The sequence below is a fragment of the Hymenobacter terrenus genome (assembly GCF_000972495.1).
Classification (GTDB): domain Bacteria; phylum Bacteroidota; class Bacteroidia; order Cytophagales; family Hymenobacteraceae; genus Hymenobacter; species Hymenobacter terrenus.
The window spans coordinates 88,665-112,635 of sequence record NZ_LATM01000001.1; the positions used below are offsets into that span (position 1 = coordinate 88,665).

Consider the following 23,971-nt stretch of genomic DNA (forward strand, 5'->3'; position numbering starts at 1 on the left):
ATATGCCTTTCCGACAATCATTCTGACCTGGCTGGTGTTACCTATCTGAACCAAAACCCGCCCCGCCATGAACGGTAAAAACCTCTTTAATTTCGGCCCCGTCCTCGGTTACTACTTCCGCAAGCACGACCCCAGCCGGAAAAATAATTTCAATATGAAAACCATGCACTTCATCAATAAGCTCAGCTTGGCGATGTTTCTGGTGTGTCTCGTGGTGATGCTGTTTCGCTACGTTATTCCGGCGATAACGCACTAATGAACATTGAGGATTTTCGGGATTACTGCCTGCTCAAGCCTGGGGTGACGGAAGAAACGCCTTTCGGCCCCGAAACCCTGGTGCTTAAAGTGGGCGGCAAGATTTTCGCCCTGACCGACATCGACACCTTCAGCAGCATCAACCTGAAGTGCGACCCCGAACGCGCCCAAGAACTGCGCGAAGCCCACGAATACGTGCAGCCCGGCTACCACATGAACAAAAAACACTGGAACACGGTGCTGATTGGCACCGGAGCTCCGGTTGGTCAGCTTCGCGAATTAATTGACCATTCGTATGACCTGGTAGTGGCTTCGTTGCCTAAGGCAGTACGGTTAGAGTTGAGCGCGTGAACTGATTTGAACAAAGCTGGGGAGCAGCCACAGGAGTTTAGGCAAACTTGTGGCTGCTCCCCAGCTTTGTTATTGCAGGGAAAATTAACCAGCAACTCGGTGCCGTATGGCGCCGGGGCACTATTGCCCAACCAGGAAAATGGCATTGCCAAACAGCAGCTTGCCGCCCTGCCAGAAGGCCCGGAATAATGGGTTGTCGCCCAAATACACTACCTCGCCGCGGCCCAGGTTCTGAGTGCCGAGCACGAAGGTGTCGGCCAGCTCTTTACGCGCCCGTGCGCCGATGAAGCCAGCGGAGTAGCTGTCTTGCTTGATGATACCTACATTCCAGCCGCCTTTGTCGAGAAAGCGGTAGTTGAGCGGGTTGCGAACGAGGGCAAAATAAGTATCGCCGTAGCCAAAGGCCAGTGGGTGGGTATTGTCGAGCTGCACGCGGTATACGCTGCCCCGCACCACGTCCTCGGCTTCTTCGCGCTCGGCGTCGCCGTAGCGGCGCAGGAGTTTGTAGGGGTTGGCCTTCTGGTCTTTGCGGATAGCAACTGAGTCAATGGCTTTGATTTTGAGCAGAAAATCCTTTTTATCAGCCAAGAATCGGGCGGCGCCTTCCATGGCGATGAGGCGGCCCCCGTCGCGCACCCAGGCTTTGAGATTGTCGAAGTTCCGGCCCGAGTAAACGTCGGTGTAGCTGCCGTTGGGCAGAATCAGCACGTCGTATTTTTGCAGCGACACCCGGCCGAGGTAGTCGGTGCCGAGCACCGTGAGCGGGTAGCCCAACTGCTGCTCAAAGAAGTGCCACACCTCGCCAAAAGCCGTGGCATCAACCCCAGGACCAGCCACGACGGCCACTTTGGGCTGCTTCACGAAGTGCACTGTGCTAGAGCCAAGGTCGCGCCCACTGCTGGAAAAGCCCGATTTCACGGCCGTGACCACGGTGCCCACCGAGTCGGCCTGGGCGCGCACCAGTTGGTCTAATCGGGCACCCAGGGCCTCGTTGCCGGTGCGGGTGATGACGAGCGTGCCCGGTGCGTACTGCTGGCCTTCTGCTTCAAATGCCTTTTCGGCGTAGCGCACTTTTACTTTCTGCTGTAGCAAGCGGCTGAGGAAGCGTACGTCCTGGAGGCTGTTCCAGCGAGCCAAGTAGGCATAGGGACGCTCGGCGGATGCCGCAGCGCTGCCGCGGACTGTAGCCTGGGTGGGAGTGCTAGAGGAAGCATTGAGCCGACCGGGCAGGGCGTAGGCTTTCAAGCCGAAGGCGTACGGCAGGGCCCAGGAAGTGATGTCGTAAGTCAGCGAATCTTCAAGCTGCGGGCGGGGCTCAAACAGCACTTTCACCAGCGTGGATTTGGGCTGGTACATGCTCACCACCACGTCGCGGGGCTCAATTTGGACCGATTCGGTTTTGCCGGAGGTGTAGCTGAAGCCTCTGGTTTTGGTGCGCTTGCTGGCGAAACCGTAGCTGATTTGGTTCCGGTCGAGGTATTGCGTGAAAGCGCGGAGCTGGCCAGGGTCGTTGCCCACGGATAGCACGTAGGTTTTGTACTCGCCCTGGGGCTTGGCTTTGGCGGTGGTGAAGTAGGCTTGGAACTCGCGCAGCAAGTCGTCGTGTCGCTCGGCCGTGGCCTGAATGGTGGCGCGGCTGGCGGCGTGGTGGTGGGCAATGCGCTGGCCCAGGGTGAGGGTGTCGCCGTCGAGGCGGGCGAAGGCCACGCCGGCGGGGCCGCCGCCGCCCTGCTCATACGTCATGCCGATGGCGCCGTTGAAGCTGGGCCAGGTATCGCCGTAGGTGGGCGCGTACAAATCGTAGACTTCACGGGTGAAATACAGCCAGTTGTTCTTGTCGAATACCACCTTGTTGTAGTCGCCCAGGATGCCCTGAAACTTGCGCTGCCAAGCCGTAATGTCGGCGTGGTAGGGCTTGGCGGCGGGCGAAAAGTAGTAGGAGTTATTCGGCCCCATCTCGTGGAAATCGGCGTGGACGGCGGGCAGCCACTGGTTGTAGAGCACGATACGCTGGCGGGTTTCCTGCTGGGTTTGCCAGGCCCAGTCGCGGTTCAGGTCGAAATAGTAGTGGTTGAAGCGGCCGCCGGGCCAGGGCTCGTGGTGCTCCCAGGAATCGGGCTCGGCGTTGAGCGCCTGGTTCCGGACGCGGTTGTACCAGTTAGCATACCGGTCGTGGCCGTCGGGGTTCACGCAGGGGTCGAGGAGCACGACCGTATTTTTGAGCCAGTCCTGCATCTGTTGGTCCTGCGGGTTGGCTAGGTCGTAGAGCACCTGCATCACGGCTTCGGACGACACCGCTTCGTTGCCGTGCACGTTGTAACTCAGCCAGCACACGGCCGGCTGTTGGCGTTGGCCGGTGCCAGGCTCGAGGCCGGCCAGCTTCAGGTTGTTGTGACGCACCTCCTCAAGGCGGCCGAAATTCTCGGCGCTGGCTACCTGTACTACTTCCAGCGGGCGTTTTTCGTAGGTGCTGCCGTAGCGCACCAGCTTCATCCGGCCGGGAGCATGGGCAACTACGTGGGCCACGTAGCGCAGCATTTCGGCGTGCGGCGTAAACTGGGCACCCAGCTTATAGCCCAAGAATTGGTCGGGCGTGAGCAGATGGCCAGCCTCAGTTGCCAGGCTTTGGCCCGTGCTGTGCAAGCTCAGCAGCAATAGTGTGAAAATAAGGCCGATGGCCCTGCTCCGGGGGCGTCCGGGGCAGGGCCAGCAAGTAAGGAAACGTGTCATCAAAAGACGTTGGGTAGTGAGGTGGGAAAATGAGGTGTTATTAGTTACGGGATTTAATGGCTGGATTCGTATGAGAATATTAACGAGCACAACCACCTCAGCAGGATGGGCGGGGCTTATCGCCAATAAATTGTAGGTGTATACTGAGGAGTTTTATCGGCTCTAATGATTGATAAGTGCTAATCAATACCTGATAACCCGCTGCGGCAAGTTGTAACATACTGGCTCATCGTCCAAGGGCGTGGCGGCGCAGCGGTGGCTGAATTCGCAAAAACAGCAGAGCCGCAGAGCGGCGGCACCTTCAGCAGGAGTGCCGCCGCTTTGCGGCTCGGGGCGTCAATAGGCCGCCATATAGAAATGGCTTACAACTGCTGGCGCTTTTAAAAAGCGCGCTAAAATGATTGCACGATGCTGTTGTGCAGCGTGCGGGGCGACCAATACCCGCTGGCAATGATGCGGCGAATGGTGAAAAGCGGGTCATTCTGGTCGCGCTTTTCGGCTAGCGAGAAAGCCGCTACAAAGCCGCGCTGCTTCAGCTCCGGGAAGGCCTGTGGGTTCCAGAGGCCGAAGGGATAGGCGAAGTAGTTGATTTTTTTGCCGGTGATTTCTTCCAGCGTTTTAGTGGGCTTTTCGATTTGAGTTACCCAGTCCTGGCCCTGGTATTTCTTCACGTTGTGGTGGTCCCAGGTATGCGAGCCGATGACGTTGCCTTCGTCGGAAAGCTGCTTCACCATGGCTTTGGTCATGTAGTGGGGGCGGCCCAGGCTCACGGTCATCACGAAGTACATGGCCTTGTAGCCGTACTGATCCAGCGTCGGCCGGGCAATGGTAAACTGGTCAAGGTCGGTATCATCAAACGTGAGCATGATGGGCTTGCTCGGCAGTTTGGCGCCGGTGGTCATGTAGGCGTAGAGTTGGTCGGGCGAGATAGTATGGTAGCCCGAGTCAGCCAGCATTTTGATCTGCGCTTTGAACTGAGCAATGGGCACGATGTAATCCTTCGCGCCTTTGGAGTCGCGAGCCGTCCAGTCCCGAATCTGGTGATAGCATAGAATAGGCACCTGCGGCCGGGCCAAGATGGCCGCCGCGTTGCTGGTGCTGCCGGCCGGAATGGTTTTAGGGTCGGGCGCGGTGTTGGCCTCATCGGCGGCGGTAGCGGCGGTGCCGGAGGTAGGCGCCGCCGTGGGCTTGTCGACGGCTTCCAGCGTGGCGGAGCTGGTGGCGGTTTCACCCGTGGTAGCAACTTTAGAATCGCAGGCGGCCACGGCAAGGGCCACCAGTAGGAGGGAAGCAGAAGAGAATTTCATGGGTCTCGGGCCGCGTCGCACGCGTCCGCCGGCATGGGCGGCTCAAAAAAATGGGCATAGCAGCCAGCAGTGGCGTGCCGGGCGCGTGCGACGCGCCCCTACCTTTGCACAAAACTAACCTTAACCCTCTGCATGAACAACTCTGGCACCCGTCTTCCGGCATTTCATGGCACGGGCGTGGCCTTGGTCACCCCGTTCACCTCCTCCTTCGCGGTGGACTATGCGGGGTGGCACCGCTTGCTGGATTTCTGCATCGATGGCGGCGTTGAATACCTCGTGGTGAATGGCACCACCGGAGAATCGCCGACTACTACAGCCGCCGAGCGCGCCGAACTGCTGCGCACGGCCAAAGAGCACGTAGCCGGCCGGGTGCCGCTGGTCTACGGCATCGGCAGCAACGACACGGCCACCGCCGAAGAGCTTCTGCGCACCACCGACCTGCAGGGCGTCGCCGCCGTGCTCTCGGCCAGCCCCGCCTACAACAAGCCCAGCCAGCCCGGCCTCATCGCTCACTACCTGCGTTTGGCCGAGGCCAGCCCGGTGCCCATTATTCTCTACAACGTGCCCGGCCGCACGGCTTCCAACCTCACCGCCGAAACCACGTTGCGCCTGGCTCAGCACCCCAACATCATTGGCATCAAGGAAGCCAGCGGCCTTATGGAGCAGTGCCTCAACATCGCGGCCCGCAAACCCAAGGATTTTCTGCTGCTTTCCGGCGATGACATGCTCACGCCCGCGCTCATCGCCTGCGGGGCCGAAGGCGTCATCTCAGTGCTGGCCAACGCTTTCCCCAAGCGCTTTTCCGACCTGACCCGCGCGGCCCTGGCCGGCAACTTCGCCGCCGCCCGCGACGGCCTGTTCCGCTTCTTGCCCCTCAACCCGCTCATGTATGAGGAAGGCAACCCCGTGGGCGTGAAAGCCGCTTTGGAAGCCTTGGGCGTGTGTGGCACTGCCGTCCGTCTGCCTCTCCTCGAAGCCACCGAAGGCCTGAAAGACCGGATTCGGAAAGCCTTATAAAGTACAGTTTCATTGATGAAGCTCACCCAGGTAACCGACTCAATATTCACGATAGAAGACTTTCTAACCCGAAAAGAGTGTCTGGATAATATCGTGCTCAGTGAAAAAATCGGCTATGAACTAGCCAAGGTGAACACGGCGGGCGGTACTCGTGTCAGGACGGATATCCGTAATAATAACCGGGCATTTCATCAAAGTGAAGAGTTGGCCCAAACGCTTTGGGAAAAAGCTTAGCCATTTGTGCCGGCGCAGGTTGGTCGTGGTGCAGCCATTGGTTTGAATGAGCTGTTTCGATTCTACCGCTACCAGCGCGGTCACCAATTCAAGGGCCACTTCGACGAAAGCTACATCCGTAGTGAGCAGGAAGCCAGCTATTTTACCTTTATGGTTTACCTGAACGACAATTTTCAGGGTGGTGATATCACGTTTCGAGGTCTGAGCATTCAGCCCCGGCAGGGAATGGCGCTTATCTTCCTGCACAGTTTATACCATGCAGGCAGTGAGGTGACACAGGGCGTTAAATACGTGCTCCGGTCAGACGTAATGTACCGGACGACCAATATCTGAGTAGGGGGGCACGCTTCCCTATTGCTTTATAAGCGAGTGAACCAAAGTTGACCGCCTAGCTTGTACACTTACGCCTTGTTTACCGCTTCAAATAATTGCTTGAAGCTGGCAGCCAGCAGGCAAATGTGCTCACCAGCCGCTGGCTAGCACATCGGCTACGTGCAGGCACTTCAGCGGCAGCTGTTCTCTCTTGATGTAAGATTCCAGGTGCATGAGGCAGCTCACGTCGGTGCTCACGATGAAGTCGGCGCCGGTGTCGAGGGCGTGCTCTACTTTTTGCTGGGCCATGGCGACGGAAATAGCTTCAAACTTGACCGCGAAAGTGCCGCCGAACCCGCAGCAAGTTGTGGTTTCGGCCATTTCCAGTCTTTCCAGCCCGGCCACTCCATCGAGCAACTGGCGCGGGGCCGCCCGGATACCGCACTCGCGCAGGGCCGAACAGGAGTCGTGGTACGTATATTTGCCGGCCAGCCGGGACCCGGGAATAGCCGTGATACCCAGCACCTCCACCAAAAATTCCGTCAGCTCGTAGGTGCGGCCTTGCACGGCTCGGCAGGCGCTTTGCTGCGGCGTATCGGCGAATAAATCGGTGTAGCTGTTGCGTACCATGCCCACGCAGGAGGCCGACGGACTGACGATGTAGCGTGTTTTGCCCAGCGCGGCGGGTTCGGCGAAATCATGCAGAAATTTCGTGGCTACGGTGCGGCTTTGGGTCTGGTAGCCGGCATTGTAGGCCGGCTGGCCGCAGCAGGTTTGGTCGGGGTTATAGTTTACTTTGACACCCACGCGTTCCAGCACTCTCACCATATTCATGGCAGTGGCGGGGTAAAGCTGGTCGACGAAGCAGGGAATGAAAATATCGGCGGTTATGGGCATGAAGTAAAATGTTGCCGCTACAAAATGACTGACTTGAAATTTACCGAAATATGGTCCGACTCAGGGCCTGTGCTTCATGGAGCGCCTCCAGCTTGAGCGGCAGCTGCTCCCAAACTTCGGCTGCATATTCCAGCAGATGCTCAGTGGCCATGTTGCCGGTCAGCTCATCGGCGGCCATGGGGCAGCCGCCGAAGCCGCCCAGCGCCCCATCGAAACGGCGGCAGCCGGCCTCGTAGGCGGCGTTTACTTTTTCGCGCCAGCTATCAGGTGTAGTGTGTAGGTGGGCTCCAAACTCTATCTGAGGAAAGGCCGGAATCAGGGCCGAGAACAGCGGCGCGATAGTGGCCGCCGTGGAGGCCCCAATGGTATCCGACAGCGCTACGACGCGGACACCCAGCGCCGCCAACTGCTGAGTAAAATCGGTCACAATTTCCGGACTCCAAGCATCGCCATACGGATTGCCGAAACCCATTGACAAATAGGTGACTAGAGTTTTGCCCGTGCGCTCACATAGCTCGTGCATCGCGGCTACGTCGGCCAGCGCCTCGGCGGTCGTTTGGTTGGTGTTGCGCCGCTGGAAGGTGGCCGATACCGAAAGCGGGAAGCCCAGGTAGCTGATTTCGGCGTGCTGAGCGGCCGTTTCGGCCCCGCGCCGATTGGCCACGATGGCCAGCAGCTTGGTGGTTGAAGCGCTCAAATCCAGCCCAGCCAGCACTTCGGCCGTGTCGCGCAGCTGTGGAATGGCTTTGGGCGAGACGAAGGAGCCAAAGTCGAGCGTGTCGAAACTCACCTTCAGCAACGCGTTGAGATAAGCGGTTTTGGTGGCAGTCGGAATGAAATCGTGCAGGCCCTGCATGGCGTCACGGGGGCATTCGATGAGCTTCATGGCGGTGAGAGATGGGGGCAGGAAAATAACCGTAAAGGTAGGGGCCGGGCTAAGCGCGGGCGAATGCTGCCGTCCTTCCTCACCATTAGTGCGGGCCGCGCCTATAGTTGGGGGATTGCCCACTTCTTTTTCCCGCTGAATTGCGTACGAACTACCCCGCGTCGGCAAGTGTTCGACAAGCATGCTTTTTATGACGGATTCTTCTAGTGTTCAGTGGCGGGTAAGGCGGCCGCTGCCCGGGCTTTTATGGCCTGTGTTATTTGGTATCATGCTTCTGGTCAGCAGTTGTAGCAAACAGCAAACCTTGCAGGTGCTGTTTCAAAAATCGACTCCACACCAGGCCTACGCCCGCCAACTGCATCAGGCCGGCCTAGACCGCCGCCCGGCCGGCCGTACCTGGCTCACGGCCGCCGCCCAGGCCCTGCGCGATTCCCTGGTAGTTGCCCTGCCATTTGCCGAAACAGGTTATTTCCGCCCTGAACACCCCACCGCTGCCAGCTACCGCTACGCTGTGCGGGCCGGTGAGCAAGTACATGTCAGCCTGAGTTTGGCGCCCGGAGCCGCCGCACGGGTATTTTTGGATGCCTTCGAAGTGGTGCCCGGCCGCACCCCCTCCCTCCTGGCTAGCGCCGATACCCTCGTGCTCGACTTCCGCTACCGGGGCGAAACCGATGGGCAGCACTTGCTGCGTGTGCAGCCGGAGTTGCTGGCCGCCGGCCGCTACACCCTGCGCGTGAGCCGGGAGCCGAGCTTAGGTGTATTCCCCGTGAAAGGCAGGACGGATGCTGCCGTGGGCAGCTTCTGGGGAGCCGCGCGCGACGCGGGCGCCCGGCAGCACGAAGGCATCGACATCTTTGCGTCGCGCGGTACCCCGGCCGTGGCTGCCACCGCTGGCTACATCACCCGCACCGGTGAAACCCCAATTGGCGGCCGCGTAGTATGGCTGGCAGATACCGAGCACGGCGACCACCTCTACTATGCCCATCTGGACAAGCAACTCGTGACGGCGGGCCAGCACGTACGGGCCGGCGATACGCTGGGGCTGGTCGGCAACACGGGCAATGCCCGCACCACGGTACCGCACCTGCACTTCGGCATCTACCGCAATGGCCAGGGGGCCGTCGACCCGTGGCCTTTTGTATGCCATTCGGCTCCTGCCGCCAAGCTGCCGGGTGGCCCCGACCGGCGGGGTGAGTTCGTGCGCCTGCGTTCGGCAGCAGTGCTTTGGCCCATGCCAGGAACGGAAAAAAGTCGCAGTTCGCGGCCCGTGGCGCAGCTGCTCAGGCAGCTACCGCTTCTGGTAATAGGCCAGCAAGGAGCTTCCTTGCGGGTGCAGACGCCCAGCGGACAAATTGGCTACGTGCTGGCCAAAGCCGTGGTCGAGGCCGCCGGCGCGCCTTTGCGGAAACTAGCGCTCCCAGCCGCTACCGAACTGCTTACTCAACCCAACGGAGCCTCGCCGGCGCTAGGAGCGTTGGCGGCGCGGTCGGCCGTAGTGGTGTTGGGGCAGGTCGATGGATTCAGCCTCCTGCGCGGGCCAGAAGGCTTGACGGGCTGGGCCATTATTTAAGCCGAGCTTGTTTTACATTAGGGGAGCTAAAAGTTATTGAGAGAAACGTCGAGGTGTGCTGCTTTTAAGGCTTCTCTTTCAACTTTTAATGGTTCTATCCACGAGAATTTAGGAATGGCTCTGAACCAAGCAACCTGACTTGTGCCATTGCGTTAGCAGGGGCAAGGTCGTACTTTGCGGCCCTGTGGGTATCGGGGCCATGCGTCCCGTATCCCGATGACCACTACCTTTAACCTGCACCAATGCCTGATTCTTCCTCTCCTAACTGGGCCGATACGGCCGCCTCGCTGCTCGCTAAGCTTTCGGGCGGCGTAGAACTTAGCTGCGCTTTTGACCAAATAGAGCTACAGGTACCCAATTCCCAAAATCCAGGCGCTCCCGCGGCTACATGGAAGCTGAACGGCTCACTTCGCATTCGGACTCGCGGCGAGCAAACGGGTAGCCCCGCCGCACCCGCTGCCCCTCAGCTGCCGCCCAGCCGCCCCGAAGCCGGTGCCTAGCACACTCGAAATCGAGGCCCAGCTGGTCATTACCTGGAACGGGCACGCCTTGCAGCTCGCCGCGGCCGGCACCTACCTCATCCTAAATATTCCCAGTCAGCAGGTGCTCGACCAGCTCACGGCTGGTCCGCCCAAGCCGCCGGGTGCCCCCAAAGCCCCCAAATCTAACGGGCCTGACCCCATGCAGCAAATCAACGATTTGGCGCGGCAGCTGGGTTGGGTCTTGGATTTGCGGGTGGGAGGCAAGACCTACGTGACGTTCGGTGTGCAGCGTACGCCCAAAATCACCCTCAATGCCGTGCTGGGCAAAATCGGCTCGTTCTTTCGTTAGCCGAATTATGATGCGCCCAAGGGCCCTAATTTGCAACTAATTTCTTCCCGATTAGTTAGGGTAGGTACACCCCTTGGCGTAGCCCAATGAACTTCGAACACGACCGTAAAAACCAGATAGGGGCCCGACGACGCCCATCCCGCTTCGCCAATATCGAGCGGATGCCCCCCTTACAGGTGGCGCTGTATCTAGCCCTGCTTGCCATCGCCGTCATGTTCGCGATGTTGGTGGCGGCCTACATCGCCACCCGGCTCCGCAGCGGCGTGCCAACAGGACTATACTCATTGCCACGCTACTTCTCGTTGAGTACTATCGTGCTAGTAGCCAGTAGCTACACCATTGGTCAGGCCCAGCGCCTCTATGCCCAGGATGACTTGAGTAGCTTGGGGCGCTGTCTGGGAGCTACGCTGTTATTGGGGTGTGTTTTTGCGGGTTTGCAAGTGCTGGGCTGGCGCGAGCTAACGGCCAATGGCATACCATTCCGGGGCGAGGCGAGTAGCGGCAGTGGCCAGTTTATTTACCTGATATCGGCGCTGCACGTGGCCCACTTGCTGGGTGGCATGCTCTTCCTGCTGGCTATGCTCCTGCGTGTGATACACGCCGACCGCGACGCAGTGCGCACCCTGGTTTTTATTCGCAATCCCTACCACCGCCGCCAATTAGGAATGCTGGGCACCTACTGGCATTTCATCGACGTGCTGTGGGTGGCTCTTTTCGCCGTGTTCCTTTTCCTGTATTAGGCTCGTCAAGACGTCGCTTACCATCAAAAAGAGCCACTAAATATCATTTAGTGGCTCTTTTTGATAAAATCCTCCTCCTGAAAGGCGAGAGTTAGCTACGGAATTACTTCCAGCCAGCCCCGGTATTTGCGGCCGTCAGTATAGGTCACATAGTAGTAGTACTGTCCACCGCTGCCCTGGCCCGGCCAGCGGAAACCTCGGTCTGATGATTCGTAGACTTGCTGCCCCCAGCGAGAGAAAATCTTGATACCGGCGAATTGCGAATCGCAGAAGTTGGGGGGCAAATCGGGCAGCCTGAACTCGTCGTTTTGCCCATCCCGATTGGGCGTGATTACGTTATAAAGCTTGACAGCTAATGAATCGGGGCTTTTTACCCGCAGGCGCACCCGCTGCAGTTGCGGTAGTGGCTTGCAAGTAGCATCTATCAACTGGAACGTTACTACCAAGTCGCGGTGCAGGTTGGCCGCGGCGCAGCTCACGTCCCAACGGAACGTACCGCTGGCAACGCTGGTGCCGTTTTGGGCCTCGAAGCGCATGCCAGCATTCGCAAGGTCAAAGCCTTCCTTGCCATCGGCCAGGCTGCCGGTGGCTGTGAGTGTCAGGCCGTCGCGGTCCAGGTCGGCGCCGGTGAAGGTGGCGGTGTATTGTCGGTCTAGCGGTAGCTCTACCAGGGGTATTTCGTCGGGCTTGGTGGCTGATATCGGGGGCAGGGTGGAGGATAAAGTGGGCGGGCGGTTGGCGTAGCGCACCACAATGGGCACCACCGTGGTAGTGGCCTGGCGAGCATTGCAGGGCGAGGTGGCGGCGGCAAACTGAAAATTGAGAACTGAATCAGGCCCCACCGCCCGGCAATCGACGCGCCACGTGAAGCGGCCCCGCTGCTGGTTACCAACCGTTCCCTGCGAAAAAGTAGCCCCCAGGTTAGCAGCGTTGAAGCCTTGGCCCGTCATTTCCAGTTGAATGGGGTCATCGTCCGGGTCGGTGCTGGTCACGTCAAACGTCACCAAGTCGCCGATGCGCACGGGTAGCGGGCGGGTTGGGCTCGCGGTGGTAACAATAGTTGGCGGCGAATTAGGCGGCGGCACAGAAGTGAATGCAACTCGCACGGTATCGCGCTTGGGCAAGCTGCACCCGTCATCGCCCACTATCACATCAAGCAGAAACACCCGCCCGTTGGTGTCGATGCATTCGGGGAAGCACAGTGTCGCTGTGAGGGTGTCGGGGGCGCCGGGGCTGCGTACGGCGCCCGTGGTAGCCGTGGTAAAGTTGGGCAATAAGCCCGAGAAATTGACTGGATTCAGTGATAAAGTCAGCCGGGAGTTGGGGTCGGCGTCAGTGAAACGCAGCCGCACGCAGCGGTTGCCGCCCGGCACTATGTTCAACACGTCGCGGCCCGGCTGGTAGGGCGCGGGGTCCGTGGGCGAAGGCAACACCACCAGGTTGGGCCGGGTATTGATCGGGCAATTCAACACCATGAGCTGGAAGTCCCGGCGCGCTTCGCCGATCTTCTCGCCCTTCCGATATTCTGAACAGCGGACTCCAAACACGAACAAGCCCTGGTCGCTGGGCTGCACCGTGAGGCGCCCGGTCGCCCGGTTTATTCGCAGAGTAGAGGTGCCCGGAATCTGGTTGAGCGTACTCAAGCCCGGATTCCACGTGATGGGCGCATAGGGTGCGGGGGCTGCCACCGGAGGTTTCGGTATATTGGCATCTGAATTCCCGTTGAGCGGCGTCACTAGGTCGTACACTAGGGAGTCACCATCGGCATCTACCCCGCCGAAGTCGTAGTAAAACAGCTCGTTGCGGCAGGCGTAGTCAGCCAGCGGCGGAAAAATGCGGGGCGTCGAATTGTAAAAAGGCTGCCCGCGCCGAACCACGGCCGGAAACTCCAAATAGAACGTTTGGGCCGCGTTGCCGGGGCTCACAATGTTACTGATGGTATTGTTGCGGCAGCAGCGCTCCACGGCCACGTAATACCCTTGCGCACTGTTATACGTGCCGGCGGAGAGGTTAATGAGCTTGCTATACACCAGCTTGCGCGTGCTGAGCGTGGGCTTGGTACAGGCCGGGTTGGTGTAGTTGACGAAGAAGTTGTTGGCCAGCGGTAGCACCACGTTCATCATGCGGTTGTTGGTGCTTTTCTCAAAAATACTGGCCGTAAGGTCCGCATCCAGAGCACTCGGGCTACCATTCACCGCATCGAAATACAGGTTGACCAGTAGGGTGTAAGAGTCACCGCTATTATGTACCAACTCCATTTCGCCGCCTACGATGTGCGTGGCCCGTGCCGGGCCGGCCAAAAACAGCCAGCCGGCCAAAAACAGCAGAAAAGCTGACCGAACCGAGCCCAGCGAACGAAGGCAGAAAAACATGGAGTAGAAGAATAAGGGTACTAAATCTGGATTATGCCGAAATATACGGCTGCAAAATTCAACATCTGGCCGGGGCAGTGCGTTTGCAAGCTACGCGGACGTTATTGGTTGTCATCCCACTTTCTGGCACCTCGCCGTACCTTCGAGGCCTAAACTCTGGCTTCGACGGGGTTCTGAATCAAATTGTTGTAACCTACTTTTTCCATATGCGCCTTCTGCTTTACGTTCTCACAGTCAGTAGCCTGTTTGTTGCTCCCGATTATTTGAAAGCCCAACCACTGGTGCCCGGCGGCACGGCGCGGGCCCTTACCCTTAGTGCGGCGGCACTCGACGGCGGCCGGCAGTGCGCGGCAGGCCACGTGCAATCGGCTCAGCGCGTGGCCACTTCCTCAGTAAGGCACCGTGAGAAGATGGAGCGGTACGACGTAAAGTATTACAAGCTGGATTTGGCTCTGGAAAACAATTCGCTGAACGTGGCCGGTTCTGCGTGGATGCGCATTCGGGTAGGCAACCAAGCCCTCGATTCGCTGGCCTTTGAACTGTATCAGGCCCCGATAGGGTCGGCCGCTGGTACGGCCACGCTGCTCATCGACTCGGTGGTGGTGAATGGCCGCCGTTCACCGGGAGTTCGCCGCGCCGGGCCCGATGCCACGGCCGCCCTGGCCCAGCCCGCCGCCGCTGGCTCACTCACCGATGTCCGTATTTATTACCACGGCACTGCCCCAAGCGGCAATTCAGCTGCCATCGGTAATGCCTTGAGCACCCGTAGCACCGTACACTTGGATACCTACACCGGGGCACCCGAATTTGCATATAATGTTACTTGGTCACTCTCCGAGCCGTATTCGGCCCACGAGTGGTTTCCCTGCAAGCAGGTCCTCACAGATAAGGCTGACTCTTCGGATGTGTGGGTGACGACCACTGCGCCTAATAAAGTAGGTTCTAACGGTAAGCTGGTACGTACCGTGCCCCTGCCCGGCAACAAGGTGCGCTACGAATGGAAGTCACGCCATCCCATTGCTTACTACCTGATTTCAGTGTCGGTAGCGCCCTACGTTGAGTATGTCAACTACGCCAACCCGGCAGGCGGCCCGCAAATTCCCATTGTGAACTACGTTTACAACCAGGATTACCTCAACTATTGGCAGAGCCAGATTGACCTGACACCCGGCTTCATTGAGAACTTTTCGGCCTTGGTAGGGCTGTATCCCTTTGCCAATGAGAAGTATGGCCACACCATGGTGCCCATTTACGGCGGCATGGAGCATCAAACCATGACCACGCAGGACGGTTTTGGCTTCACCCTCACGGCCCACGAGCTATTTCACCAGTGGTTTGGTAATAATGTGACCTGTGCCAGCTGGGAAGACATCTGGTTGAATGAGGGCTTTGCCTCCTACGGCGAGTACCTTTCATTAGAAGCCTTCAGTACCCCGGCCAACGTGCGCGGTTGGATGAACAACGCCCACCAAGCTGCCCAGAGCAGCTCAAGCAGCGTCTACGTGGCCGATACTACCAATGTCAACCGCATTTTTAGTTATGCTTTGAGCTATAAAAAGGGGGCGGCCGTCGTTCATATGCTGCGCTACCTGTTGAACGACGACACCAAGTTTTTCCGCGCGCTGCGCACCTTCCAAACACAGTTTCGCGGGTCCACGGCTCGCACCGCCGACTTGCAGCGCGTCTTTGAAGCGGAGGCCGGTCGGCCGTTGGGGTATTTCTTTCAGCAGTGGTTCACGGGGCGCGGCTATCCCACATTCAACGGGCGCTGGAACCAGACTGGCACCAGCTTCGTGCTGCGCGTCAACGAAACGGCATCAGCACCGACGTTTACCCCGTTTTTTGACACCGAGGTGGATTACCGTCTGACCTTCACGAACGGCACTACTCAAACCGTGCGCCTGCGGCAGGGGCAACCTACCGAAACCTTCCAACTCACGGTGAACGGTACCGTGGCCAGCGTAGCCGTCGACCCCGACCAATGGATTCTGGACCTGCCCACCACCGCCCCCGTTCGCGACAACACCCTGCTTGGTGCGCGCTCCTCGGCCAGTGTAGCCTCCCTCACCTTATATCCCAATCCCTGCCGCGACCAGCTGCAGTTGGTCGCTCTCCCCAACGCCCGCGTCACGGCCGAAGCGCTGGACGCGACTGGCCGTGTGGTACTGCGCCAAGCTGTGCAAGCAGCCCGACCCCAACTCGATACCCGTGTACTCGCCTCCGGCATCTATCACTTGCGCTTGCTCGGTACCGGTGGCGAACTGGTGGGGCAGGGGCGGTTTGTTCGGGAGTAATTTTAGCTTGTTTTTAAACCCAACAGGGCCGCGACTTTTTAGTCGTGGCCCTGTTGGGTTTAAAGGCTATTTGAATTGAACAACATATCACTCTCTTGCGGATAACGCATATTCTACTCGCCTCAATCGAGTAGGAATAGTAGTGGCTCGCCTAGTGAGGCCGACCACCTTATAAGCTTAATGTATGATTGACCACTTAAAGCGAAGGAATTACAAGCTCTTCATAGACGAAGGCTTTGCTATCTACGTCGGTCCGAGTGAGAACCAAAGCTTCATTTCCCACCAAGCCGTAGCCGTGATTTTGGCCGAGGAAAAGTCTTTCGCCATTACTCTTCGGGGAAGCATGCCGGAGGAGGCTGATGCGGTGCTGCTGCCGGGGCTGCTGCCGCACCGGTTTCTGGGGCAAGGTCATCGGCATTTTTTTCTCTTCTTTGACCCTGATTCCGAAGCCAGTCATCGGCTGCTGCAAACGCATTATCGCGCCAGCAATTCTATTCAGCGGCTTATAAAGGCTGAATTCCTCCAGCTCTCAGCGCTACTTACGCAATGGGTCGACGACGCGAGTGCCCGCTCCGAAACACTGCAACAATTGGTTCAGCTGGTGCGGGCCCAGTTTTTTTCTACGGTTACTCTATCTATAGATCCCCGCGTTGCCGCCGTTATTGGTTACATTAAGGGAGAGGTAGAAGCCGAGTTGTCGATGAGGGTGCTCACGCAGCGGGCAGATTTATCTGAGAGCCGGCTGGCACACTTATTTAAAGCGCAAATGGGTATGCCTATTCGAAAGTATATTATTTGGGTGCGAATAAAGCGTGCTTTGCAAGCCGTGTCGAACGGCCGCAGCCTGACCGAGGCCGCCTACGAAGGTGGCTTCGCCGATGGAGCCCACTTCAGCCACACCTTTTCAGCCATGTTTGGAGCGGCACCCTCGGTGGTGCTGCACAAATAGCAGGTTTATACAAGCTAGCCGCTTTTGGGTGCGGGTACTTTGCCCTTCACTTCAACCAAGAAAGGCAAATGGCAAGTAAAACAGTATTAATAATAGGCGGAACCGGCGTTCTGGGGCGGCCAGTGGTCCGTGGTTTATCCAGCGCGGGTTTCAGGTTAGACTATTAGTTCGTAGCCTCAAAACGGCGGAAGCATGGTTTCCGCGGGGTGTTGATTTCGTGACGGGAAGCTTAGCCGTACTGGATTCACTGCGTAAAGCCGCCGAGGGAATTGACCTGGTTTATATTAACTTACCCGCCACCCATAGCCCCACGGCGCCGTTTGTTGCCGAGCGCGATGGGATGCACCAGCTTTTGCGAGCAGTACCGCGCCATGTGCCCATCCTGAAGCTGAGCGAAATCGGCGCCAGCCACAACCCTGATTTTGTGGACATCACTCTCAAGTACGAATCGGAAAATCTGCTTGCGGAGGCTGGTAACCCCTTCGTTATTTTCCGGCCTACGTGGTTTATGGAGTCTTTTCCTTACATCCTGACCAAGTTCGGCGCAATCACCTACTTTGGCCAGCACGCGCACCCCGTATACTGGCTCGCGGGTCAGGACTACGCCCGGATGGTCGTAACGGCGGCCGAAAAGCTGAGTCAAGTGCAGAACCGGGTTTTCACGATGCAAGGCCCGGAACAGCTCACGTTCCGCGAAGCCGCCCAATGCTATATTCAGGCGTACGACCCTACGCTCAAACTCCTGCGTCTACCGCTGTGGCTGGCTGCGGTGCCCGCCCGGTTTAGTGGAGAATGGCTGTTTAACCACCAGGTGATGAGCTATTACGATAAAAGGCAGGAGGTTTTCGAAAGTCAAGCTGCCTGGGACCTGCTTGGGGCGCCCAAAATAACGGTTGAGGAATTTGTCAAGTCCTTGCTACTAATTCCTTTGTAACGAAACGAACTACGCAGCAGCATATTTTCTTAAAACAAGAAGCTATGCTAAAATTTAGAGTGGTACTCTGCTATTAGTGCTTGCGTGGTGGCGTTGGGCGGTGGGGCATCGAGCAGGCGCTTGAGCAGTTCGTCAAACGACGCAGCCGGCGTGAAGCACGGCTCCAGCATGGGGTTGCTAGCAATGCGGATGAACATGGGATGTCCATTCACGGTCACAAAATCCACGGTGATGAGGCCAAAGCGCTGGTTGCAGTTGCCTGTTTCCGGGCAGTCGGTAGGGTTCGGCTTAAAAAGCTGCTTGATAGTAACCTCCGTATGGTGGGCTTGGCGATTGACGCGCTGGTCGGCGCAGGCGCGGTGGTAGCCTAGTTGCAGCACCCGCTCGCCCAAATGCTCATAAAAGTGCCGGAAGTTGCCCGGCCCGATGGTGGGGTCGAAAAAGAGCAGTGTCCCTTGGCGACCGTTTTCCTGCAACAATTGCACCTGCAAGCCACGCACACCCGCCGCGCCACCCTTGTGCAGGTGATAGGCTTTGAAGTAAGGCTCAAGCCAGTTCAAGAACACACGCTGCTCAACCCAGCGGGCATGCCGCTGCACCTGGGCCGCTGATAGTGCCACGGCGTGCCATTCAGCAGGAGGGGCTGCTTTGGCGCGAAACAGGTTCTGGATGAAATGGAACAAGACTTGGAAAGTTAGTTGAGTCGAAACACAGGGCTAGATAAATAGTTTCTGAGCAAAGAGCAGGTTAGGGCACTTAGGGTACCTTTTTTTGCTGTGTTTACTGATATCATACCAAATAACAAAGGCCGGCTCCCGTAGGGAAGTCGGCCTTTGCAAGATTTCAGAGGTAGCCGCAAGGGCTATTACTATTTTACCCGGGTCCAGGTTTGCGACTTACCGATGAGCGAGAAGCCAATATATCCTTTCACCTCCATGGTATTGGCGTTTTCCATTTTCATGTAGCAGGAGTACGTTTTGCCGGTTTCGGGGTCGTAAATTTTGCCGTCGTCCCACTTATTATCGTCATCATACTTAAATCCTTCCATGAATACCATGCCCAGGCGCGGGCGGCTGCGGAGCTTGGCATCAGGATTTTGAGAGTCAGTTTTGGGTTTGCCGGTAGCGGGGTCGTTGGGCACCGTCAGGGTCACAATTTTACCACAGAGTTTGTCACCGCACTTATATATTTCAAAGGTGGCCTTTTTCTCCGCGTTCGTCCATATTCCGAGCGGCGATAGAGTTTGGGCGGAAGCCACGCCGGCAATGCCAAGTACGAGGGCAACGAGTAGGAGCAAGGTTTTCTGCATTTTTCTCTGAGTTTAAGAAATAGGTGGGTTTGATGGAAAAGGTAAGGGGAAATTTCCGGAGGGCCCGCCGGTTACATCTGGTCGTAGCTTAGGCAAGTTTACGGCCAAGTTCCATTTAAGGGATTGGCCCGGTTTCTTAGTGTTTGTTAAGATAAAAATAATAGGGCTGGGAATCAGTTGTAAAGCCACATTGTAGGCCGTTTGGCCAGAAATTAAGACTCTCTGTTTTGAACCTAAGTCCCTGCTATTAACTTTACCGTCCAGTAGTGAGTGCTACGGCCCCCCTCAAGCAACCCTAAGGTGCTGGGCCGCGCGAGTGGGGTTATGTCGAACGTAAAGAAAGGAGGTACAAAATGTCTAGTAGTCCCAACCAAATCCTGCCATGCCTGTCGAATGTCGTACGCTTCACCGCAGTACGCGCCTAACAACAGCTTCGTGGGGTAGCTCCTAAGGCTTCCCACATTCGGCCAGGTCTTACTCTCAGAAGTGGACGCCGGAACTGTACCCCAGTTTCGCCGCTTGGTAAGATTTGAAGGATTAGATGCCCGGTTTGCCCAGCTGCCCTTTAGTGGGACGGCAGAGGCAGGCCGGGCATCGCTTCGTTTAGGAAGCTTACCAAGTGCAGGTAGTAAGTCATTGCTCTATTCAATTGGCTTTCACAGCACCCGCCGGACCTGTAGAAAGCGCCGCTCGTAGCCTGAGCCCTCTACCTGGCTCACCTTCACGCCCGACTCGCGCCGCGCCGAAGAAGCGTGCACGAAACGCAACGGTATTTCTCCCCAGCCTGATATCACGATGCCGGCGTGGCCGGGTATGGTGCTGGTTGTATCAGTGCCCATGAATACAATGATGTCGCTGGGCTGGGCTTCAGAGCGTGCCACGGGCCGGCCCACCGTAATGAGCAATGCCGTGGAGTGCGGCATGGCCACCCCAAAATGCCCGAATGTATACAGGATGAACCCCGAACAGTCGAATCCGGTGAGGGGAGAGGTACCGGCATATGCGTAAGGCGTGCCCCGCTGCGCCAAGCCAAAAGCCACAATGCTGTCGGCGCGGGCAGCGGCGCCGGCGGCCTCGGGCAGTTCCGCAAGCGATGCCTGGGCTGAATTGGGAGCCTCTTTGGAAGAACTGGTTGGCTGGTTCATACGAGGTAGCACCAGGGCCATGGCCGCCAACAGCCCTACAAAAACCAGCCATACGAAACGCATAGAGTAAAAATTATAATTGTTGGTGCCATTGATAAGCACCACCATAGTGCCTAACGGCGCGGCTATCCGCTAGGTTAGAGGCAGCGTTTGAAGCTTATTTTGTGCCTTGATACAATTTATGATAATGTCAATGTTCAGAAATTCAAAACTGGTACTGCGCTCCGTAGTTGGGGCCGCACTGCTGATGGGTACGGTTTCGGTCAGTGCCCGGCCGGCCGCAGTGGTGCCTACCCTGCGCTACACACTGGCTATGCCCGCCCCCCAAACCCATTATTTCGAGGTGAAGATGGAACTGGGTGGCTTCATTGCCGACTATACTGACGTGAAGATGCCCGTGTGGGCGCCTGGCTCTTACCTGGTGCGTGAATATGCCAAGAACGTAGAAGGCTTCCAGGCTCGGAGCACGGGCGGACAGGCTTTGACCGTCGAGAAAATCAACAAGAACACCTGGCGGGTGCGCCACCCCAAGCAGGCCAATTTTCAGGTCAGCTACCGGGTGTACGCCTTCGAACTATCGGTGCGTACGTCCTTTATCGATGCCGACCACGGCTACCTCAACGGTACCAGCGTATTCATGTATCCGGCCGATAACAAAATGTTGGGCAGTACTGTGGTCGTGCAGCCGGCCGCCGGCTGGGCGCAGGTAAGCACCGCCTTGCGCCCGGCCATTGGGGGCGGCAAATTCACCTACAAATCGGCCAACTACGATGAGCTGGCCGACTCGCCCATTGAAATTGGCAACCACAAGGTGCTTGAGTTTACGGCCAACGGCACTCCTCACCAGGTGGCTATGTACGGCACCTACAGCGTAGACGAGACCAAATTGGTAGCCGACCTGAAGAAAGTGTGCGAAGAAGCCCACCGCGTGGTTGGCCAGAATCCGCTCGACCACTACCTCTTCATCGTGCACAACCTAGAGCGCGGCGGCGGTGGCCTGGAGCATCTCTACTCCACCACCTTGGAAGTAGGCCGCACCACCTATAGTACTGAGGCGGGCTATAAATCGTTTCTGGGCTTGGCGGCGCACGAATACTTCCACCTCTGGAACGTGAAGCGCATTCGCCCTGTGGCACTTGGGCCCTTCAATTACGACCAGGAAAACTATACGCACATGCTCTGGGTGAGCGAGGGCATGACCGAATATTATTCCAAACTCATCAACAAGCGGGCTGGCATCTTGTCGAGGGAGGAATACCTGGGCAAGCTGAGCAACGAGATAGGAGCTGTAGAAAATACGCCCGGCAATCGTATCCAGTCAGCGGCGGAGGCCAGCTTCGATGCCTGGATTAAGTATTACCGACCCAACGAGAATTCTTACAACAACCAAATCAGCTACTACGATAAGGGCGACCTCATCGGCACCTGGCTCGACCTCAACATTGCTGAGGCGACCAAAGGGGAAAAGCACCTCGACGACGTATTCCAGCTACTGTATGATGCGTATTATAAGAAAGCCGGCCGCGGCTTCACCGACCAGGAGTTTCAAGATGCCGTAGCGACGGTGGCCGGTCGGCGCTACGACGAATTCTTTCAGAATAGTGTGTATGGCACCAAAACCATCGACTACGCCACTGCTCTGGGCTACGCCGGCCTGACCCTCACCAGCGCCCTAGTCAGCTCAGAGGGAACCCTGGGCGCCAATTTTACCAACAACATGGGCAAGATACTGGTCGTGAGAGTGGTGCGTGACGGCGCCGCTTGGAACGCCGGCCTTAGCGTCAACGACGAGATACTGCTCATCAACGGAGCCGCACCCAGCGAAGAAACCGTGAAAGCTTTGCTGGGCGGCTCCGTCGGCACCGAAGTAAAGCTGCAGGTGCGCCGCGACGGCCTCAACCGCGACCTCACCCTGAAAATGCTGGCTAACCCCGACCGCAGATACACGATTCAGCCGGTGGCCAACCCGACAGCTGCCCAGCAGAAAGTGCTGGCCAAGTGGCTGGGGAGTGGGTCTTGAGCATAACGAAGTCAATCTGCATCAGTCGGTAAGCATGCTGGTCGTAAATTTACGAACGCTCTTCAGCGTGAGAGCCTAAATCCACGTCCTTACTCCTGCAAAACGGTTACTCTGCTTTCGTAGTATTGCCGATCCGTAATAAAGGCGAATGCCCAAACAACCAGGCTAATAACTGGTCCAAGTACTAGGATGTCCCAAACCGCAATGTGTGCGCCTAGTGCTAGGAGTAAGTCATACAGAAACCCTGCAAAGGCAAGATCTTTTAGGCTTCGCGACTTGCTTTTAAGGATGGCGAGCACGCCCAAGAGTTTTGCGATACCCGTGGGGTAGGTGAGCCAGGTAGGGAAGCTCAACCGCTGAAATTCCGCGTAGCTGCCCTGTACGTCAATTATCGTCAGCAGCGCCGAAAAAACGAAGATTGCACTGAAAAGACTGATGGAAATACCGTAGAGCAGCTTGGTTTTAGATTGGTTACTCATGAGCATTGATTAACCTTTTGAAGGCGAACAAGGTGATGCTGAATAAGGGGCTGAATGAATATCCTGGCTACTAGTCAGAGATGCCACGGATGACTGAGCAGCCCCAGGAGGTTCATTTTCTGGCCTTTGTTTTCAGCACATCAATGACTAAGGATAGGGTGTGAGCCGATAACTGGTCGGACCGCTTGTAATAGCTATATCGCAAGTCGAATGCTTCGAAAGAATAGTTGCTGGAGATGGGCCTGTGAGGAGCGTAGCGCAACGTCAAGCCCACGTTATAGCTGGTAAATGCCGACAAATCGTAGTCAGAGGTGTAATAAGCCGCATCGGGCGCATGCTCAGCGTAGGGCCTGAAGTAGCGCGCGGCCGTTTGCTTATAAAGCCGGGCCAGCGGCGAAATCGTCATGAAGGGCGTAATTCGGACGGGCGCTTCCATTTGAATGGTGTGGGAGGAAATGCCAAACGAATCCCAATAAAAACGGTAGTAGGACCGGAGGACGATTTGGTTTGTCGCAAACCAGTTCAGCTGAGTGCCAAGCGGGATTTTCCATCGCTTACGGGGCAGATTCTCCACTCTCAAGGACCGGACCGCATCGTTGAAATACACCCGGTGAAAGGGCGTGGAGAGGAGTCCTTGCTGGTAGGCTACCTCGGGATACAGCGCAAACTGCAGCTTTCGGTTGATGACTTGGGAGAGCGCCGTCGTCAGATTGACCGATGTGCGGCGGTAGATGTCAAACCAATTCTGAGTGCGGAGTTCCGCCGGGTAAATCAGCTTAACGGGCCGATAATAGCCCGGATTGACTCGTCCCCAGCGCAAATCGTCGAAAAAAGCCTGGACGCCAACCGTTATCTCCCGCGAGCCATCGGGCTTTTGGTGGGCGAGGGAAATGCCCACGGGAAGCGAAAAATAATCCGATTCCAGGGAAAAACCAGACTGCACGCCGGCCCGCAAGTTGGGATTTTGCAGCCGCCGGCTGTAGCCCAGGTTCAGGTGGCCCCGGTAATCGACCCGGGAAGCCGACGACAGCACAAAGTCAATTCTGTCGGTAGAAGCGGAGGTAATAACATCGATTCCCGCGTTAACCTGTAGGGTCTGGACTGAATCGGGCTGATGGGTGACGAGCACCTCCGGCGCGAATACCACCAGTTTTTCCGTGCCTTGCCCGCCCGTTACGGCCGAACGGTTGCCGTCTTGGCTGTAGTGCGAGAGCAGCAAGCGGATGGCTGTTCGCGAAATCGTTTGCTTGGTATAGGCCGAATCAGGAGTGGTTTGGGCCGATGAATGCAGTGAGGCGGCTAATAATCCGATGGTTAAGTAACGCTTTTTCATTCCTGC

Annotated in this window: 23 protein-coding genes; 13 read left to right on the top strand and 10 right to left on the bottom strand. The window is 57.4% G+C overall.

Annotation, left to right across the window (positions count from 1 at the left end):
• Positions 1-67 precede the first annotated feature (67 nt).
• The gene (locus tag WX88_RS00430; protein WP_046242359.1) at positions 68-256 is read left to right on the top strand and encodes a DUF6728 family protein; all 189 of its coding nucleotides are present in this window, start codon (positions 68-70) and stop codon (positions 254-256) included.
• Entirely contained in the window at positions 256-606 is a 351-nt protein-coding gene (locus WX88_RS00435; protein ID WP_046242360.1) for an MmcQ/YjbR family DNA-binding protein, read from the top strand. Before WX88_RS00430 ends, WX88_RS00435 begins: the two co-directional genes overlap by 1 nt.
• Before the next feature lie 120 nt (positions 607-726).
• On the opposite strand, the gene WX88_RS00440 is transcribed toward WX88_RS00435, so the two are convergent.
• Both WX88_RS00440 and WX88_RS00445 read right to left on the bottom strand, forming a co-directional pair.
• Positions 727-3,336, bottom strand: coding sequence for a M14 family metallopeptidase (locus tag WX88_RS00440; protein ID WP_046242361.1), 2,610 nt, complete (start codon positions 3,334-3,336; stop codon positions 727-729).
• A 392-nt stretch (positions 3,337-3,728) separates the two neighbouring features.
• The gene (locus WX88_RS00445; protein ID WP_046242362.1) at positions 3,729-4,643 is read right to left on the bottom strand and encodes a polysaccharide deacetylase family protein; all 915 of its coding nucleotides are present in this window, start codon (positions 4,641-4,643) and stop codon (positions 3,729-3,731) included.
• A gap of 132 nt (positions 4,644-4,775) precedes the next feature.
• On the opposite strand from WX88_RS00445, the gene dapA reads away from it, so the two are divergent.
• Genes dapA through WX88_RS29315 form a run of 3 tightly spaced genes read left to right on the top strand, consistent with a single transcriptional unit; the run spans position 4,776 to position 6,227 of the window.
• Positions 4,776-5,660 (top strand): 4-hydroxy-tetrahydrodipicolinate synthase, encoded by an 885-nt coding sequence (gene dapA / locus WX88_RS00450; protein WP_046242363.1) that lies wholly within the window; start codon positions 4,776-4,778, stop codon positions 5,658-5,660.
• A 15-nt stretch (positions 5,661-5,675) separates the two neighbouring features.
• A complete protein-coding gene (locus WX88_RS29310) occupies positions 5,676-5,894 on the top strand; it encodes a hypothetical protein (RefSeq protein ID WP_052732203.1) in 219 nt (72 codons plus the stop codon).
• A gap of 6 nt (positions 5,895-5,900) precedes the next feature.
• Positions 5,901-6,227 (top strand): 2OG-Fe(II) oxygenase, encoded by a 327-nt coding sequence (locus tag WX88_RS29315; protein ID WP_052732204.1) that lies wholly within the window; start codon positions 5,901-5,903, stop codon positions 6,225-6,227.
• Positions 6,228-6,356: 129 nt separating this feature from the next.
• On the opposite strand, the gene WX88_RS00460 is transcribed toward WX88_RS29315, so the two are convergent.
• Complete coding sequence (locus WX88_RS00460) at positions 6,357-7,103, bottom strand: (Fe-S)-binding protein (protein ID WP_046242364.1); 747 nt, start codon at positions 7,101-7,103, stop codon at positions 6,357-6,359.
• Positions 7,104-7,143: 40 nt separating this feature from the next.
• Positions 7,144-7,989, bottom strand: a complete 846-nt coding sequence (locus WX88_RS00465; RefSeq protein ID WP_046242365.1) for a hydroxymethylglutaryl-CoA lyase — start codon at positions 7,987-7,989, stop codon at positions 7,144-7,146.
• A 268-nt stretch (positions 7,990-8,257) separates the two neighbouring features.
• Between WX88_RS00465 and WX88_RS00470 the strand changes: the two genes are divergently transcribed.
• The 4 genes from WX88_RS00470 (at position 8,258) to WX88_RS00485 (ending at position 11,130) form a co-directional block, all read left to right on the top strand.
• On the top strand, positions 8,258-9,559 hold the full coding sequence (locus tag WX88_RS00470; protein WP_046242366.1) for a M23 family metallopeptidase: 1,302 nt from the start codon (positions 8,258-8,260) through the stop codon (positions 9,557-9,559).
• Positions 9,560-9,801: 242 nt separating this feature from the next.
• Entirely contained in the window at positions 9,802-10,059 is a 258-nt protein-coding gene (locus WX88_RS00475) for a hypothetical protein (protein WP_046242367.1), read from the top strand.
• Positions 10,052-10,390 (top strand): hypothetical protein, encoded by a 339-nt coding sequence (locus WX88_RS00480; protein ID WP_046242368.1) that lies wholly within the window; start codon positions 10,052-10,054, stop codon positions 10,388-10,390. Before WX88_RS00475 ends, WX88_RS00480 begins: the two co-directional genes overlap by 8 nt.
• Before the next feature lie 86 nt (positions 10,391-10,476).
• Positions 10,477-11,130: a cytochrome c oxidase subunit 3 gene (locus WX88_RS00485; RefSeq protein ID WP_046242369.1), complete on the top strand. Its 654-nt coding sequence runs from the start codon at positions 10,477-10,479 to the stop codon at positions 11,128-11,130.
• A gap of 95 nt (positions 11,131-11,225) precedes the next feature.
• Here the strand turns inward: WX88_RS00485 and WX88_RS00490 are convergent, their stop codons facing one another.
• Positions 11,226-13,502 carry a T9SS type B sorting domain-containing protein gene (locus tag WX88_RS00490; protein ID WP_046242370.1) on the bottom strand — a complete coding sequence of 759 codons (2,277 nt, stop codon included), beginning with the start codon at positions 13,500-13,502 and terminating at the stop codon, positions 11,226-11,228.
• A 206-nt stretch (positions 13,503-13,708) separates the two neighbouring features.
• Between WX88_RS00490 and WX88_RS00495 the strand changes: the two genes are divergently transcribed.
• From WX88_RS00495 to WX88_RS00505, 3 genes are all read left to right on the top strand, one after another.
• Positions 13,709-15,796: a M1 family aminopeptidase gene (locus WX88_RS00495; RefSeq protein ID WP_046242371.1), complete on the top strand. Its 2,088-nt coding sequence runs from the start codon at positions 13,709-13,711 to the stop codon at positions 15,794-15,796.
• 295 nt (positions 15,797-16,091) lie between these two features.
• Positions 16,092-16,745 carry an AraC family transcriptional regulator gene (locus WX88_RS27025; protein WP_197076625.1) on the top strand — a complete coding sequence of 218 codons (654 nt, stop codon included), beginning with the start codon at positions 16,092-16,094 and terminating at the stop codon, positions 16,743-16,745.
• A gap of 136 nt (positions 16,746-16,881) precedes the next feature.
• Entirely contained in the window at positions 16,882-17,679 is a 798-nt protein-coding gene (locus tag WX88_RS00505) for an SDR family oxidoreductase (RefSeq protein WP_231590626.1), read from the top strand.
• A gap of 47 nt (positions 17,680-17,726) precedes the next feature.
• On the opposite strand, the gene WX88_RS00510 is transcribed toward WX88_RS00505, so the two are convergent.
• The 3 genes from WX88_RS00510 to WX88_RS29320 form a co-directional block, all read right to left on the bottom strand.
• A complete protein-coding gene (locus WX88_RS00510; protein ID WP_046242373.1) occupies positions 17,727-18,362 on the bottom strand; it encodes a hypothetical protein in 636 nt (211 codons plus the stop codon).
• Between the two features lie 185 nt (positions 18,363-18,547).
• The gene (locus WX88_RS00515) at positions 18,548-18,988 is read right to left on the bottom strand and encodes a DUF2147 domain-containing protein (protein WP_046242374.1); all 441 of its coding nucleotides are present in this window, start codon (positions 18,986-18,988) and stop codon (positions 18,548-18,550) included.
• Positions 18,989-19,644: 656 nt separating this feature from the next.
• Positions 19,645-20,196, bottom strand: coding sequence for a C40 family peptidase (locus tag WX88_RS29320; protein ID WP_197076626.1), 552 nt, complete (start codon positions 20,194-20,196; stop codon positions 19,645-19,647).
• Between the two features lie 130 nt (positions 20,197-20,326).
• On the opposite strand from WX88_RS29320, the gene WX88_RS00525 reads away from it, so the two are divergent.
• Positions 20,327-22,153, top strand: a complete 1,827-nt coding sequence (locus WX88_RS00525; protein ID WP_046242375.1) for a M61 family metallopeptidase — start codon at positions 20,327-20,329, stop codon at positions 22,151-22,153.
• Between the two features lie 89 nt (positions 22,154-22,242).
• Here WX88_RS00525 and WX88_RS00530 read toward each other — a convergent pair whose 3' ends face one another.
• Both WX88_RS00530 and WX88_RS00535 read right to left on the bottom strand, forming a co-directional pair.
• A complete protein-coding gene (locus WX88_RS00530; protein ID WP_197076627.1) occupies positions 22,243-22,632 on the bottom strand; it encodes a DoxX family protein in 390 nt (129 codons plus the stop codon).
• 112 nt (positions 22,633-22,744) lie between these two features.
• Positions 22,745-23,965, bottom strand: a complete 1,221-nt coding sequence (locus tag WX88_RS00535) for a DUF3570 domain-containing protein (protein WP_046242377.1) — start codon at positions 23,963-23,965, stop codon at positions 22,745-22,747.
• Between the last annotated feature and the right edge of the window lie 6 nt (positions 23,966-23,971).

Coding starts and splice junctions, on each gene's coding strand:
- WX88_RS00490 (WP_046242370.1), bottom strand. CDS start 13,502: ATGTTTTTCTGCCTTCGTTCGCTGGGCTCGGTTCGGTCAGCTTTTCTG.
- WX88_RS29310 (WP_052732203.1), top strand. CDS start 5,676: ATGAAGCTCACCCAGGTAACCGACTCAATATTCACGATAGAAGACTTT.
- WX88_RS00440 (WP_046242361.1), bottom strand. CDS start 3,336: ATGACACGTTTCCTTACTTGCTGGCCCTGCCCCGGACGCCCCCGGAGC.
- WX88_RS00470 (WP_046242366.1), top strand. CDS start 8,258: ATGCTTCTGGTCAGCAGTTGTAGCAAACAGCAAACCTTGCAGGTGCTG.
- WX88_RS00485 (WP_046242369.1), top strand. CDS start 10,477: ATGAACTTCGAACACGACCGTAAAAACCAGATAGGGGCCCGACGACGC.
- WX88_RS00515 (WP_046242374.1), bottom strand. CDS start 18,988: ATGCAGAAAACCTTGCTCCTACTCGTTGCCCTCGTACTTGGCATTGCC.
- dapA (WP_046242363.1), top strand. CDS start 4,776: ATGAACAACTCTGGCACCCGTCTTCCGGCATTTCATGGCACGGGCGTG.
- WX88_RS00530 (WP_197076627.1), bottom strand. CDS start 22,632: ATGAGTAACCAATCTAAAACCAAGCTGCTCTACGGTATTTCCATCAGT.
- WX88_RS00535 (WP_046242377.1), bottom strand. CDS start 23,965: ATGAAAAAGCGTTACTTAACCATCGGATTATTAGCCGCCTCACTGCAT.
- WX88_RS00435 (WP_046242360.1), top strand. CDS start 256: ATGAACATTGAGGATTTTCGGGATTACTGCCTGCTCAAGCCTGGGGTG.
- WX88_RS00525 (WP_046242375.1), top strand. CDS start 20,327: ATGTTCAGAAATTCAAAACTGGTACTGCGCTCCGTAGTTGGGGCCGCA.
- WX88_RS00475 (WP_046242367.1), top strand. CDS start 9,802: ATGCCTGATTCTTCCTCTCCTAACTGGGCCGATACGGCCGCCTCGCTG.
- WX88_RS00495 (WP_046242371.1), top strand. CDS start 13,709: ATGCGCCTTCTGCTTTACGTTCTCACAGTCAGTAGCCTGTTTGTTGCT.
- WX88_RS00430 (WP_046242359.1), top strand. CDS start 68: ATGAACGGTAAAAACCTCTTTAATTTCGGCCCCGTCCTCGGTTACTAC.
- WX88_RS00460 (WP_046242364.1), bottom strand. CDS start 7,103: ATGCCCATAACCGCCGATATTTTCATTCCCTGCTTCGTCGACCAGCTT.
- WX88_RS00445 (WP_046242362.1), bottom strand. CDS start 4,643: ATGAAATTCTCTTCTGCTTCCCTCCTACTGGTGGCCCTTGCCGTGGCC.
- WX88_RS29320 (WP_197076626.1), bottom strand. CDS start 20,196: ATGCGTTTCGTATGGCTGGTTTTTGTAGGGCTGTTGGCGGCCATGGCC.
- WX88_RS00465 (WP_046242365.1), bottom strand. CDS start 7,989: ATGAAGCTCATCGAATGCCCCCGTGACGCCATGCAGGGCCTGCACGAT.